The 650-nt window shown below is 44.6% G+C and carries 1 protein-coding gene; it reads left to right on the top strand.

What is annotated here, in order from left to right; genetic code table 11:
* Window positions 1-644, top strand: a 644-nt coding sequence (locus KIV40_RS29080) for a copper homeostasis protein CutC (protein WP_285352702.1), incomplete at its 5' end; no start/stop codon positions are given.
* Between the last annotated feature and the right edge of the window lie 6 nt (window positions 645-650).

The raw sequence follows: 650 nt of genomic DNA, 5'->3' as shown, positions 1-650 counted from the left end.
GGTTAACCCCAAGCTTTGGATTTATGAGAAAAGCCGCAAAGCTATCTTCAGTTCCTGTTTATGCGATGATCCGACCAAGGCAAGGGGACTTCATCTTCGGGCAAGAGGATATTGAGTGCATGCTTGAGGATATTGAAGCCGCCTCTATCGCTGGGCTAACAGGTGTTGTTCTGGGAGTCACTAAGTCCGATGGCTCTTTGGATATGAATACTTTAGAGAAATTGACCCAAAAAGCGAAAAGCCTGAATCTCGGCATGACTCTCCACCGAGCAATTGATGTCTCTCCAGACTATAAGCTTGCTCTAGAACAAGCGATTAAACTTGGCTTTGAACGAGTACTGACTTCAGGGCTCGCGCCAACGGCTGAGAGCGGAATAGAAGTTTTAGGCGATATGGTTAAGTTTGCTAAAGGTCGCATCGATATAATGGCCGGGGCTGGTGTCAATGCTGAAAATGCGTCACTTCTTTTACAATCATCGAAGGTCAATGCACTGCACCTATCAGGGAAAACCACTCGTAATAGCTTAATGAATAGAACGTCAGAGGCAAAAATGGGAAATCAGGGTATCGATGATTACCTGATTCCTGCTACTAGTTCAGACAAAATAAGAGCGGTTAAAACCATTATCCTCAAGCACATTTAACTGGTT

It is taken from the genome of Vibrio sp. D173a, assembly GCF_030248475.1.
This window is presented reverse-complemented; position numbering and strand designations above follow the sequence as displayed.